This is a genomic window from Bacillus cereus group sp. MYBK95-2 (assembly GCF_051915225.1).
Lineage (GTDB): Bacteria > Bacillota > Bacilli > Bacillales > Bacillaceae_G > Bacillus_A > Bacillus_A cereus.
Genome location: NZ_JBQAEH010000003.1, coordinates 629400 through 643299, shown reverse-complemented (window position 1 = coordinate 643299; position 13900 = coordinate 629400). Strand labels below are relative to the sequence as shown.

The following is a 13900-nucleotide window of genomic DNA, read 5'->3' as shown; positions in this document are numbered from 1 at the left end:
ATTTCTTGCACTTTCTCTTCTTCTTTAACTTTTACTTCTTCTTTGATTTTTGCCTCTTCTTTAGGCTTTACTATTTCTTGTGCTTTTTCTTCTTCTTTGACTTTTGCCTCTTCTTTAGGTTTTACTATTTCTTGCACTTTCCCTTCTTCTTTAGGTTTTACTATTTCTTGCGCTTTCCCTTCTTCTTTAACTTTTACTACTTTTGCCTCTTCTTTAGGCTTTACTATTTCTTGTGCTTTCGTTGTTTCTTTCGCTTTTGCTACTTTCTGCGTCTTTACTTCTTTCTTTTCTTTAACTGATTTTTGTCCTTTCGCTACTTGCTTCGTTTTCTCTTCGGTTTTCTTTTCAGTTGGTGCTGTACTTGATAGGAAAGAAACGTTTGCATAAGCAGTTTTTCCTTTATACTCAAATTGCAGCCATCCGTCTTTTACTTGATGCGTTGATTCAATTACATCATCTTTTTTTAGTCTGCCAAGAATTTCTGAATCTGTGTTTGCTTCAGTACGTACATTTAACAAATTCGCCGTTACATGATATACATCTTTTGTAAACTCCGAACTTACAAACACTTCTTTACCATTCAACTCAATTTTTGACCAGCCATCTTCGGTATTTATGACTTTTAACTCTTGCCCATTCTTTACTTTTTCGACCACTTTTGATTCTGTAGTCGGTTTTTCACGTACGTTAAGTACATCTGCTGTTACGATTGTTTCTGCGGTAGCAGTTGTGGTAAACGCTCCCAATCCAAAAACAGTTGCTGTTGCTGCGCCAATTACTTTTTTCATATTAGCCTCCATTAAATTTTTTTGAATTTTATCAAATGCCTCCGTAAAATTGTATAATTTTACATAATATCAAAACATTTGCAACAGCATATTAATATTGTTTAATATACTGTTATTAAAACTCCTTACTCCAATACTATCAAATTCTCATTTCTAATTCTATATATTATAAATCTCCTTATCTTTTATAAAAGCTCCATGCCCTTCTTCACACTAAATAGTTGTGGCAATTCCCGCCAAAAATAAACTTACGATTGCTAAAATTTGAGTAGCGACAATAGCCCCTCTTAAATGAAACTTATAATCTTTATATCCTTTCATACCTTCCGTACTAGGAATCACAACAAACCTTGGAGTAATCCAGCAAAAAATTAGCCAATCAATTATAAGTAAATCTACTAAATTGAAAATCATTAAAATACCAAAAGTGTGTAAATAGGCATCCATATACATTAACTTTTCATGCTTATGTAGTATATATGTAGAAACGAAAGGAGTACCGAAAAGAATAGTATTATATACAATATTAAAATAAATGGTTTGCTTTTTTTCATGAATCGATTTTGGAAAAACTACTTTTTGAATATCTTTCGGATAATCAGTTAACGAAAGTCGAGGATTATAATATAAGGACCCTAAAATCATTACGGATAGTACAATAGACATGATGACACCAACGTACATCATTTGCTCAAATTGATTCATATGCTTCATTCACCCTTTTCTGTAATTACTATGATGGTCACTCACTTAATTACATATTGTATGTACGTACATAATCAAAAATTAACAACTAGCTTTAATAGCGAAGCAAAATTGTTGCAATGCAAATGCAAATTTAATACAGTGGAAGCCTAATTGATACAGATAGGATTGGTGAAACCTATGAAAATTGAACATATTGCAATTTGGGTAAATGACTTAGAATGTATGCGTGATTTTTATATGAAATACTTTAATGGTAAAGCAAACTCTTTATATCATAATAAAACGAAACAATTTGAATCTTATTTTATTACGTTCGAATCTGGAGCAAGACTTGAACTTATGCGTAAAAAAGGGATTGAAAATAAGCCTAATTTAAACATAACCGGCTATACTCATATGGCTTTTTCTGTCGGTAGTGAAGAACGTGTGAATGAACTAACAAAGGTGATAAAAGATGCTGGTTATCCTTTATTAAATGGACCACGTTTTACTGGAGATGGCTATTATGAAAGTGTAATAGGCGATCCAGAAGGCAATCAAATAGAAATTACGATTTAACTTACCCTTTTCCACCACCTCCGTATTTTTCCACAGATTAGGCGGTGCTGTTGTTGAGGTGCCAAATGAGGCAACTGCTTACTTTTACCGAAAAGCACTATCAAACATGCCAATATTCGCTACTTGGGAACAGCCAGAAGGTGCTGGTGGAAGTATTCGATGGGTTGAAGACTTCCGCTTAGCAATGCTTCCATTTACAAAAGGTGTCTATGTTAATACTCCTGACCTATCCATTAAAAATTGGCCAGATGCATACTTCAGTTGCAACTTTGACCGATTAATGGAAGTAAAAGCGGAATACTTTGCGAAAAATGTCTTTAACTTTCCGCAAAGTATTCCGCTTTTTTAAACTATATATTCCACCTAATATATCAAAATATAAAACATCCATTTTTTTATGGGTGTTTTACAAAAAGAGTTTACATAATATAATTATTAGTTGCTTCTTTTACTAAATATCTATTCAGCAATCGAAAGTAACACTTTCTCAAGGTCTTTTTTAGATAACATACTTTCGTTTATATAGCCATTCTTTTAATTGTAATTCATCCAAAGCTCCGTTCCCCTCTCATAATCCTTCACACTATATTCGCTCGTTTTTCACAAAAGGTTCATTTTACATGAAAATTTATTTATTACAATAAAAATATAAGGTATATTTTTATGAAAAGGAGGAATTCAATAATGAATACAGAGGATAAAATTCACGCTGAAAAAGTGTTAAAAAATCTATTCATCGGATCACAAGTTGATGGATTACAATTTGGTATTTCTCCAGGCGCTATAAAGATTCATTTCACAAACTTTCACGACTCAGTTGATTATGACGGACAATTATATATCAATATCGAATCCAAATGGTGTTTATTTAATAAACCTCAAAAAAGCTACCCATTAAATGAAGATGAATTTGAAGTTTATTCTGAGAAAGAAGAATATGAAAGAATATGTAAGATAAGAAGACAAAAAGTTACCGATATACAACTTGGCTTAGAAAGCCCTCATTTAATTATTACATTAGAGAGTGGACAAATTATTTTTTTAAATGGTTTTCATGATTATTATGAATGTTGGCAAGCTGGTGTCCTATGTGAGGAATGGCTTGTAGTCGCTGCACCTGGGAATGAAATCGCCACTTGGGCTCCCGATGAGTTTACCGATAAGTAAACTGTCTTCACGAAGAAGAAACGAAGATGTTTTATGAAGTACTATACTAATGAACTACATAATCATTTCTATTATACGTAAACAAAATGACGATTTTACTTCTCAAAAAAATTACGAAGATTATACACCAGAGAAATATCATTGTATATCTGTTGATGATGATATTATCAGTAGTTTAAATCAAAATTTATCAATTATGAAAACCTACTTCCATACAGTCAAAAATCAGAAATACGGTTTAGCTTATTGTGGTATTACAATTATCCCGCCTGAATCATTAGCAATTTTCTATGAAACAGTTACATCCTCAAAGTTCTTCAGAAAATCTGATGAGCTGAATGAGTTAGCTTCAAAAATTGTACAAGCTGCAGCAGAACAGAAGTACATGATCCATTATGGGGTTTAAATGTAATTCAAAAAATGCTTAGGATTTCTCCGAAGCATTTTTTGTATGTTACTAATACATTTATTCCTTAACCATTTAGTCAATGCTTGAGCCTATGGACCCATCTTTTACAAGTGAGGGCGCCCCTATTAATCTAAATAGGCGTCTCATTTCCAATCTTCCAGCTAAACCATCTCCCGTGCCCTTCTGTTTCTCCAACCTTTTCACGATATTCGTTTTCGTTAATATAATAATCAATATGAAGGTCACGATCCCACATGTTGTTATACAGGTGGAATACATCACGTTTTGCTCCAATTTCTTGTATTTGTTTTTCTAACTTATGTTTTACTTGTTCTGGTATTTGATTTGCAACATGTGTATGGAAAATACAAATAACAGCTTCTTCACTTATTTGTTCAATAATAGATGATAATAGCTCTACACCGTCTCCTTCTATTAATTGGACAGATTCATTTTTCACTAAAGATGCAGCTTGATCAAACATCTCAAGCCTTTCTTTATGTTCTGGCCAAATTAAAGCACGTAACCATAAATAATCTTCCTCATTATGTAAATCATTCACATGTAAGTCCAGTCCAATTCTTTCTACGACAGATGGGCTTTCTTTTAGAAAATGCGGCACATTCGTCCCTCTTATTTCAGAAGTTACATGCACATTTGAATTTATATTTCCGTACATTTCATCCGTCCCGTACGAATAACTATATTGGTCCCAGAACAGTTGCAACCCAGAACTTGTCCCAATTTCAATTAACGCTAACGGCTTCTTCACTTTGTTAAATATGTAGCAGAAACTTGGGTATAAGTATGCGCACCGTCTTACTTCATTTGTTTGAACCAGTTTCGTTTGTAACAAAGTAATGATTTCTTCTCGGTACTCTTTACAGAAATCTTTAAAATGATTAAAAGCTTTATCTAAATTTGTATCAGCATTTTCAACTAAACTACTATAATACGTTTTTAAATGATGTTCTTTCCCTGCTAGCAATAAATAATGTACTGCACCTAATAGTAAGTTTGGGACTGGTTGACCTACCTGAGCATAGGACGATAGTGTAAGTACTTCCTCATCTTCAGCAATTTTCATTGATAAATATTCATATAAATCACTTGACCCTTTACATTCCTTTATTGAAAAGTTTCGAAATAAGTTTGAAATTTGTTCTTTTGTACACATTAGAGTCCCTCCTTTTTATTTTTCAGAATAATCTTACCATTATAGAAAGAATAATCCTATAAAAAGGTACTCGATTTAGTCACTTAAGGATACGTAAGCTTTTTCGAGATAATTTCAAACTGTAATTTTTTTCTATTTATCACCTTAAAAGAGCTTGTTAAATAAGATTTTTAGCGAATAAAACGTTAAATAGTTTAAAATTATCAGATAACACTAGATATTTTAGTCTATTAATTATTATAATAGAGTATGAGATGGTTATATAATTGAGACAAAAAAGGTATACACCTAGGTGGGGCCTAGGCGGTGTTTCTCTTTTACGGCTTAGACATAGAAAACACCTACACTTTTTTGCCAATATAGGGGATGGAGAGATTATCATGAGCAACATGCAGCAAAAAACAGACGTTATCTTAATTGGTGCAGGAATTATGAGTGCAACGTTAGGCTCATTACTAAAAGAATTAGCACCAGAATGGGAAATTAAAGTTTTTGAAAAACTCGCAAGTGCCGGGGAAGAAAGCTCTAACGAATGGAATAATGCAGGTACAGGGCATTCTGCGCTATGCGAACTGAACTATACTTCCGAAAAAGCTGACGGATCTATAGATATTAGTAAGGCTGTAAAAGTGAATGAGCAATTCCAGCTTTCAAGACAATTTTGGGCATATCTTGTAAAGAGCAAATTAATTCGTAATCCACAAGATTTTATTATGCCACTACCTCATATGAGTTTAGTACAAGGGGAAAAAAATGTTGAGTTTCTAAAAAACCGTTTTGAAGCGCTTTCAAAAAGTCCACTGTTTCAAGGAATGGAATTTTCTGATGCTCCTGAAACATTAAAAAAATGGCTTCCACTCATTATGGAAGGCCGCACATCTAATGAACCGATGGCGGCAACGAAGATTGACTCTGGAACAGATGTTAACTTCGGTGCATTAACACGTATGTTATTTGATTACTTAAAAACAAAAAATGTCGAGCTAAACTACAAGCATAGTGTCGAAAATATTAAGCGCACGAAAAATGGTTTGTGGGAAGTAAAAGTACACGATATGAATAGTGGTAAAATTGAGCATCATACTGCTAAATTCGTCTTTATTGGCGGCGGTGGCGGTAGCCTACCTCTACTTCAAAAGACTGGTATCCCTGAATCAAAACATATCGGTGGATTCCCGGTAAGTGGACTATTTATGGTATGTAAAAACCAAAAAGTTGTAGAGCAACATCATGCGAAAGTGTACGGTAAAGCTAAGGTTGGTGCTCCGCCAATGTCTGTACCTCATCTAGATACGAGATATATAGACAATAAAAAAGCTTTACTGTTTGGACCATTCGCAGGCTTCTCACCTAAATTCTTAAAAACAGGTTCAAATCTTGACTTAATCGGTTCTGTAAAACCGAATAACGTCTTAACGATGTTAGCCGCTGGTGTAAAAGAAATGGGACTTACAAAATACTTAATTCAGCAAGTTATGTTATCACATGAAAAACGTATGGAAGAATTACGCGAATTCATTCCGAACGCGAAAAGTGAAGATTGGGATATTGTAGTTGCTGGGCAACGTGTACAAGTAATTAAAGATACTGATGCTGGTGGTAAAGGGACACTTCAATTTGGTACAGAAGTAGTAAGTGCAGCTGACGGCTCAATCGCCGCATTACTAGGCGCATCACCAGGTGCTTCTACTGCTGTTCACGTCATGCTTGAAGTATTAGAAAAATGTTTCCCAAGCCGCATGATAGAATGGGAAGAAAAAATAAAAGAAATGATTCCTTCATATGGCATTTCACTAACTGAAAATCCAAGATTGTTCCAAGATCTTCACACTTCTACTGGTCGTACACTTGGATTAAACGAAAAAGAAACTGTTCATAATTAATGAAGAAATAAAAAAACGTCCGATATATTCGGACGTTTTTTTGTCTACTAAAAATTATACTTATCAATATTATCTTTCGTAAATACAACTCGTTCTGGTAATACGATAATTCCATTCCCTTCTGCCTCATAATCATATCCTTGAATGGAGTTTGGCTCTACCTTCACTTTTCCAATTCCTTTTACTTCGAAGCTATCCCCTACTTTTAACTTCTTCCCTTTTACAACAATTTCATTTGCTACATACGTTGCGAGAGCACCTTGTTGTTTTACATCCCATAAACCAAATTGTGCTACTGTTCCTCGTTTTACGTAATCACGCATAACGTTTGGTGTAGAGAAGCCAGTTACGACAACCTTTTTATCCATTTTTAAATTTTCAGCTGCTTGTGCCATTGCCGGAAGTGCCGTTGCATCTGGACAAATGACTGCATTAATATCAGGATACGTTTTTAAAATATTCTCTCCTACTGACAAAGACTTTTGTGCATTATTTTCACCGTACTGCGTCGTTACAATTTCCCAGTTCGGATATTTCTTTTTAATAATTTCTTTCGCTTTCGTTACCCATTGGTTTTGATCCGTTACTGTCGGGCTAGAATAAAAGAAGGCTACTTTTCCTTTATCTCCAATTTGCTTTGAAGTCATTTCTATTAATAAATTAGCAAGTTGGTCTGGTGTTCCTTGGCTGATATAAAAAGAACGATCTTTCGGATTCACATCAGAATCCCATGTTAACACCGTCATCCCTTTTTTCTTAGCACGTTGCAGTGATTGCGATAACCCATCCACTGACGTAGATGAAACCATAATCGCATCATAGTTTTGATTAATGAAATTGTTTATATATTTAACTTGCCCTGAAACACTCGCTTCAGACGGTCCATCATACTTCACTTGCACGCCTAACTTATCTCCCATCTCTTTTGCCCCTTCACCACCCGATGTGAAGAAACCAACTCCTGTTAATTTCGGAATAAATGCAAATTTCACATCATCAACCTTTTTCTTATCTGCTGTTTGGCTAGAACACGCAATTAAACCGATTAAACAAATACATACAATCAATACAATCCCCAGTTTTCTCTTCATGACATTTCCCCCTTATGCAAATTCTTTCTTTTCTCCGCTAAGAATTGATGTAATTTGAAATGTCTCATAATAACTGAAAGAATAAGGATAATACCTATTACTACATTGGATTGTTCATTTGTTAAACCCGTCATTTGCAAGCCATACTGCATGAGCCCAATGAAAATACTCGCCAGTAAAGTACCAATAATGCTTCCTTTTCCGCCTGTAATAAGTGTACCGCCTAAGACGACTGCTGTAATGATTGGTAAAATTGTTTCACTTCCCATATCAGCACGTGCGGAACCGAAGTAGGCAGTTAAGAAAGCGCCTCCTAATCCACCTCCTAACCCTGAAAGTATGTAAGCAATAATGACTACTTTTTTCGTTTTAATCCCGGTGTATTTTGCTGTATTTTCGTTCGCACCTGTTAATTTTACATGGCGCCCGTATATAGTTCGGTGAAATAATACAGTACATAAAACTGTTAATACGATCAGTAGCCATAATAAATTCGGTATTCCTATAAAACTACCATTTGCCAGTTGTACAAATGTGTCAGGTAAACCGCTTATTCCTTCGTACCCAGAAGCACCTGCCCCTCCTGAAATGACGAGGGCAATTCCCCCGTATAAAAACATCGTTCCGAGTGTAACGACGAGTGGTTCTACATCCGTCATTTTTATAATGAGTCCGTTTAAAGCGCCTGCTAAACAACTAATTATTAGGGCGATTATAACAGCAAACAAAATAGGTATTCCGTTCATCCAAAGTACACCGATTAAGATTGAAGTGAGCCCCATTATTGAGCCGATCGATACATCAATTCCTCCTGTTACTATAACAAAAGTCATTGGTATCGCCGCAATTGCGATAAATAGGAAATCATTTGTACTAAAAAGGAGATTACTAATATTTAAGAAATCACTATTTATTAAACTAAAAAGGATGAATTCTACAAGAAGTAATACAATTAGAACCCCTTCCCATCTATATACATACTTCATAGATTCATCCTCCTTTCTGCCTTCCACTTTTTCATAACACTATCTAATATGATGATAAGTAATAATAAAAAACCTGAAATAGCATTATTCCAAAATGCTGGTATTTTTAAAAAGACGAGTGAGCTACTTATTGTTTCTAAAAATAACGCTCCTAATGCAGCTCCAAATAAAGATCCTGTTCCTCCTTTTAACTGAATTCCTCCTAGTACAGCAGCTGCGATTACTTGTAATTCTAATCCTGTACCTGTTTGATTTGGCACGAAACCGATATTCATAACAAATATGCAACCAGCGAGCGCAGCGCTTATGCCTGAAATCATAAACGCATATATCTTCACTTTATTAACAGGTATACCAATAAGCCTCGCGCCATCTTCATTATCACCTACCGCATAAAAGTATCTTCCCAATGGCACTTTTCTTAAAAAGAAGTATAGTAGTAGTAAAATAATAAGAACGAACCATACAGTTATAGGTAAACCAAGAATGATGATAGATGACAGCTGCTTAAAATCGTTTGGAATATCTTCAATCCACTTCCCGCCTGTGAAAATTAACATTGTACCTCTAATAATTCCTAACATGCCTAATGTCATAATAATGGCTGGTACCCGAAACTTCGCAACTCCAATACCATTTACGAAACCAATAATGGCCCCAAGTATAATAGCTACAAATATCGACAAGAATGCACTATACCCATTCGTTAACATCATTCCGCAAACTGCTGCACTTAACCCCATGCTTGAACCAACTGATACATCTATATTTTTCGTAAATAAGACGAACGATTGACCGATTGCTAGCACGACTAAAATAACGCTTGATTTCATCAGTAAAGATAACGAGTTAAATTGAATAAAACTAGGGTTTATCATTCCTACAATAGCTATATAAATTAGTAGTAACAGTATGATAGACGTTTCATGCATTTTTAACATATGTTTCATTCCGCTACACCTCCGTATGCAAGGCGTGTAACTTCATTCACACTCAGTTGTTCTTTTTCCAAATGAGAAACAAATTGCCCATTTCTCATTACATATACACGGTTTACTAATTGGACAATTTCTTCAACATCTGAAGAGATTAATAAAATTGCGAGTCCTTCCCTTTTCATTTTTTTTATCGTCTCATACACTTCAAGCCTTGCTTTCGCATCAATTCCTCGAGTCGGCTCATCAAGAATAATAATTTTAGGATTACATGCAAGATACTTCGCAAGCACGACCTTCTGCTGATTACCTCCTGATAAAGATGCCAGTTCTTTATTCATATTCTGTACAACAATTCGGAACTGTTCTATAAATGAATTAACTAAAGCGCTTTCTTTTTCTTTATTTATAAAAAAGCGATTATTTTGATATAAACTTGCTGCTGCAATATTTTCTTTAACAGAAGCAATTGAGAAAATTCCATTCCTCGCCCTATCCTCTGGCACATAAACTAGTCCTTCGTCTAGCCTTTTATGCAAAGAACACGTATCAATTGATTTTCCACCCAATAAGATAGACCCTGATTTTATAGTTTTCAATCCAAATATCGCTTCTGCTAATTCCGTTCTGCCAGATCCTATAATGCCAGCAACACCTACAACCTCACCCGCATGTACAGTGAATGATATATTTTCGAATGCGTGACCATTTATATCAACCACTTCTAATATTTTTTTCGTCTTTACTGTCTCTTGAACTACTTCTATTTTCTCTTTCTGTTTATATCCTTTTGGCAATAGTCCCTCCATCAGCATGTCATATGTATAGTCACATACATCACCTTGGCTTACAACCATTCCATCACGTAGTATTGCTACTTTGTTGGCAATTTCAAAGATTTCTGGAAAACGATGCGTAATATAAATCATCCCAATTCCTTTTTCTTGTAAACTTTTCATCAACACAAAAAGACTCTTAATTTCGTGTGTTGTTAATGTCGATGTTGGCTCATCTAGAATAAGAATCTCAGCTTCTCTTATTAATCCTCTAACGATTTCTACTAACTGTTGTTGCGCAATCGATAATGTTCCTCCTAGTTTATTAAGGTCAATATCCCATCCTAAGCTGCTAATCAATTGCTGAATCTGTACTTTTAGTTTCTTTTTCTTTTCTTTTAACCCGATACATATATTTTCTTCAATAGTCATATGCGGAAAAATGAGTGGTTCTTGCGGTATTAAATAAATACCTTTTCGGTGTGCTTCTGATGGATTTGAAAACTGTTGCTTCCTTCCTTTTACATACATCTCTCCATCATCATACGAATATAACCCCGTTAATATTTTCATTAATGTTGATTTCCCGGCGCCATTTCCCCCCACTAAAGCGTATATATCTCCGCGCTCTACTTGTAAGTTCACTTCTTTTAATACAAGTTGATTTAAAAACGCCTTACTCATTTTCTTTACTTGTAATAAAGGTACGTTCTCCACATGATGTCACCTGCCTTTATCCAGAACATTTTTTGAGAAAATGATTATTTGTTCTACTTGTTTTGTAGCATTGTATATTCCTTTTTTTATATCTAGAACACTTTTTTCTACGTACTATTAATCGTTTCAACTGGAATAAACAAAATATATGGTACATATGTTTAAGCTGTGGTCAATTGTTGAAAGGGATGAAGAGTATGACTCAGCTGAACTTTGAAGAAAATTTATTAACTAAAGTAGCTTGGTACTATTATAAAGACCAATTAACACAACAGGAGATCGCGTCACTTCTTCATATTTCAAGAAATAAAGTCGTCCGGTTATTAGATAAAGCGCGAAGTGAAGGTATCGTTACATTTCACGTAAAAGGGACTGGTTTGCACTGTTTAAGTATTGAGCGTGACCTAATGAAAAAATTCCACTTAAAAGATGCTTTTATTATCCCTACCCCAGTAAACAATTATCACGCTTCTCTCGGAAAAGCTGCTGCACAATATTTAGAAACTCATCTCCAGCAAGGCGATTTACTCGGTATTGGCTGGGGAGAAACAATTAGCAAAATGCTAGAAAACATTCATTTTGAAAGTTCTATCAACCTTTCAATCGTAACGCTCACAGGCGGGGTAAATCACTATCTCCCGAGAAAACAAAACTATTTACACTACATGCAAGGCGAACTTCACATTATCCCTACGCCGTTTCTAGCGTCTACAACCGAAATGGCACAAAGTATTCTATCAGAACCGAGTGTAAAAGATATGCTTCAAGTCGCTTCACTTGCTCATACGGCTGTTGTCGGTATTGGGGGATTATCTCAAGACGCTACGATTGTAAAAGAAGAAAAATTAACACTACGTGAGATGACATATATTCGTAGTCAAAACGGTGCTGGCGATATTTTAGGACAGTTTTATAATACAACTGGCGATTTATTAGAACTCTCGCATCACAATCGTCTAATTGGCACGCCCCTCTCTATTTTGCGCAATATGAAGCATGTCGTCGGTGTTGCTGGAGGTACTGAAAAGATAGATGCAATTTATGGTGCCTTAAAAGGAAAGTTTATTCATTCATTAATTACCGATGAGGAAACTGCCCTCTCCTTATTACGAAAGGATGGTGATTGTTAATGTCCCATTTATTAGCTTTCGATGCTGGTACAGGGAGCATTCGAGCAGTTCTTTTTGATTTACATGGTAATCAAATTGCAGTAAGTCAAAAAGAATGGATTCACAAATCTGACCTTCGTTATCCAGGCTCTATGAACTTTGATGTAGTAGAAAATTGGAAGCTAGTACAAGAATGTACGAAAGAGATGCTTCAAAAAAGCAACACTCCTGCCTCTTCTATTCTTGCTATTAGCGCTACAAGTATGCGAGAAGGATTTGTTTTATATGATCAAGATGGGCAAGAAATATGGGCGTGTGCAAATGTTGATGGGCGCGCATCCGTCGAAGTTAGTGAATTAAAAGAAATTCGGTCACATCTTGAAAAAGATTTATATACAAAGTCTGGTCAAACTTTTTCATTAGGTGCTTTACCACGCCTACTCTGGATAAAAAAACATGAACCCGACGTCTATAATAATATTTACTCTTTTACAATGTTAAACGATTGGATTTTATATAAACTAAGCGGCGTACTACAAATTGATCCCTCAAACGGATGCACGTCAGGTATTTTTGACTTACAAAATAGAGTGTGGGATAACGATGTCGCTAAGGAGTGCGGTCTATCTTTGCCATTTTCACCAACAGTAAATGAAGCTGGTACAGTAATTGGCAACGTTACAAAAGAGTGTGCAGCATTAACTGGATTACGTGAAGGGATTCCTGTCGTCGCCGGGGGTGGAGATGCTCAAATGGCATCGCTCGGAACAGGAATCGTGAAACCAAATCAAACGTTAATATGCGGGGGTAGCTTTTGGCAACAAGAAGTGAATGTTACTGAGCCAATAACAGATCCACATGCTGCGATTCGAGTAAATTGTCACGTCGTTCCGAACCTATGGCAATATGAAACAATCGCCTTTTTCCCAGGTCTCGTTATGCGCTGGTTTCGAGACGCTTTTTGCCAAGAAGAAAAGAAACTTGCTGATAAACTTGGTGTAGATGCTTATGAATTACTAGAAGAACAAGCGAAAGACGTACCTGTCGGTTCACATGGCATTATCCCTACTTTTTCAAACGTTATGAACTACATTTCTTGGCGTCATGCCGCACCTTCATTCTTAAATTTAAGTTTAGACGCTGACAAATGCGGAAAAAAAGAACTGTTTCGTGCTATTGAAGAAAATGCAGCCTTCATTACACTTGGAAACTTAAAATTAATAAAAAATCTAACTGGCACATTCCCTTCTGAAGTTATTTTTGCTGGCGGTGCTGCTAAAGGAAAACTATGGCCACAAATTCTATCAGACGTACTCGGTATTCCTGTAAAAGTACCTGTTGTGAAAGAAGCAGCTGCTTTAGGAACTGCGATTGCTGCTGGAGTTGGTGCTGGCATATATTCATCTATGGAAGAAACTGCCGAAGAGTTTGTACAGTGGGAGCAAACATTCGAACCAGTTACTGAAAATCACGAACTATATAAAGAGTTCTATGAAACATGGAAAACTGTATATGACAGTCAGCTCGCTTTAGCTGATAAAGGGCTCACCTCACATATGTGGATTGCGCCTGGTGCACTGTAACACATTACATAAA

Annotated in this window: 14 protein-coding genes; 7 read left to right on the top strand and 7 right to left on the bottom strand. The window is 35.5% G+C overall.

Translation table 11 applies throughout. The features are described 5' to 3' along the window. On the bottom strand, positions 1-788 hold a 788-nt coding region (locus ACTFN4_RS14620; RefSeq protein ID WP_439962487.1), incomplete at its 3' end, for an SH3 domain-containing protein. Between the two features lie 213 nt (positions 789-1001). Then, on the bottom strand, positions 1002-1493 hold the full coding sequence (locus ACTFN4_RS14615) for a hypothetical protein (RefSeq protein WP_001071244.1): 492 nt from the start codon (positions 1491-1493) through the stop codon (positions 1002-1004). A 180-nt stretch (positions 1494-1673) separates the two neighbouring features. Between ACTFN4_RS14615 and ACTFN4_RS14610 the strand changes: the two genes are divergently transcribed. From ACTFN4_RS14610 to ACTFN4_RS14595, 4 genes are all read left to right on the top strand, one after another. Next, complete coding sequence (locus tag ACTFN4_RS14610; RefSeq protein ID WP_000687535.1) at positions 1674-2054, top strand: VOC family protein; 381 nt, start codon at positions 1674-1676, stop codon at positions 2052-2054. A gap of 58 nt (positions 2055-2112) precedes the next feature. Next, positions 2113-2403, top strand: coding sequence for a BBE domain-containing protein (locus ACTFN4_RS14605; protein WP_002041349.1), 291 nt, complete (start codon positions 2113-2115; stop codon positions 2401-2403). Between the two features lie 335 nt (positions 2404-2738). Beyond that, positions 2739-3221: a hypothetical protein gene (locus ACTFN4_RS14600; protein WP_229163764.1), complete on the top strand. Its 483-nt coding sequence runs from the start codon at positions 2739-2741 to the stop codon at positions 3219-3221. A gap of 49 nt (positions 3222-3270) precedes the next feature. After that, a complete protein-coding gene (locus ACTFN4_RS14595) occupies positions 3271-3627 on the top strand; it encodes a hypothetical protein (RefSeq protein ID WP_001106574.1) in 357 nt (118 codons plus the stop codon). A 133-nt stretch (positions 3628-3760) separates the two neighbouring features. On the opposite strand, the gene ACTFN4_RS14590 is transcribed toward ACTFN4_RS14595, so the two are convergent. Beyond that, positions 3761-4807, bottom strand: coding sequence for a DUF2332 domain-containing protein (locus tag ACTFN4_RS14590; RefSeq protein ID WP_439962486.1), 1047 nt, complete (start codon positions 4805-4807; stop codon positions 3761-3763). A 380-nt stretch (positions 4808-5187) separates the two neighbouring features. Here ACTFN4_RS14590 and ACTFN4_RS14585 point away from each other — a divergent pair, with 380 nt between their 5' ends. Next, the gene (locus tag ACTFN4_RS14585) at positions 5188-6690 is read left to right on the top strand and encodes a malate:quinone oxidoreductase (protein WP_439962485.1); all 1503 of its coding nucleotides are present in this window, start codon (positions 5188-5190) and stop codon (positions 6688-6690) included. Positions 6691-6737: 47 nt separating this feature from the next. On the opposite strand, the gene lsrB is transcribed toward ACTFN4_RS14585, so the two are convergent. From lsrB to ACTFN4_RS14565, 4 genes are read right to left on the bottom strand one after another with little or no spacing between them, the layout of a single operon-like run. Next, on the bottom strand, positions 6738-7781 hold the full coding sequence (lsrB, locus tag ACTFN4_RS14580) for an autoinducer 2 ABC transporter substrate-binding protein LsrB (RefSeq protein ID WP_000823660.1): 1044 nt from the start codon (positions 7779-7781) through the stop codon (positions 6738-6740). Then, positions 7778-8767, bottom strand: a complete 990-nt coding sequence (locus tag ACTFN4_RS14575; RefSeq protein ID WP_060852014.1) for an ABC transporter permease — start codon at positions 8765-8767, stop codon at positions 7778-7780. The genes lsrB and ACTFN4_RS14575 overlap by 4 nt, the downstream gene beginning before the upstream one ends. Beyond that, positions 8764-9717 carry an ABC transporter permease subunit gene (locus ACTFN4_RS14570; protein WP_000682145.1) on the bottom strand — a complete coding sequence of 318 codons (954 nt, stop codon included), beginning with the start codon at positions 9715-9717 and terminating at the stop codon, positions 8764-8766. Before ACTFN4_RS14570 ends, ACTFN4_RS14575 begins: the two co-directional genes overlap by 4 nt. After that, the gene (locus tag ACTFN4_RS14565; RefSeq protein WP_060852013.1) at positions 9714-11195 is read right to left on the bottom strand and encodes a sugar ABC transporter ATP-binding protein; all 1482 of its coding nucleotides are present in this window, start codon (positions 11193-11195) and stop codon (positions 9714-9716) included. The genes ACTFN4_RS14570 and ACTFN4_RS14565 overlap by 4 nt, the downstream gene beginning before the upstream one ends. Positions 11196-11392: 197 nt before the next feature. Between ACTFN4_RS14565 and ACTFN4_RS14560 the strand changes: the two genes are divergently transcribed. Together ACTFN4_RS14560 and lsrK are read left to right on the top strand one after the other, a co-directional pair. Further along, entirely contained in the window at positions 11393-12325 is a 933-nt protein-coding gene (locus ACTFN4_RS14560) for a sugar-binding transcriptional regulator (protein WP_063220889.1), read from the top strand. After that, entirely contained in the window at positions 12325-13887 is a 1563-nt protein-coding gene (gene lsrK, locus ACTFN4_RS14555) for an autoinducer-2 kinase (protein WP_063220888.1), read from the top strand. The genes ACTFN4_RS14560 and lsrK overlap by 1 nt, the downstream gene beginning before the upstream one ends. Positions 13888-13900: the final 13 nt, after the last annotated feature.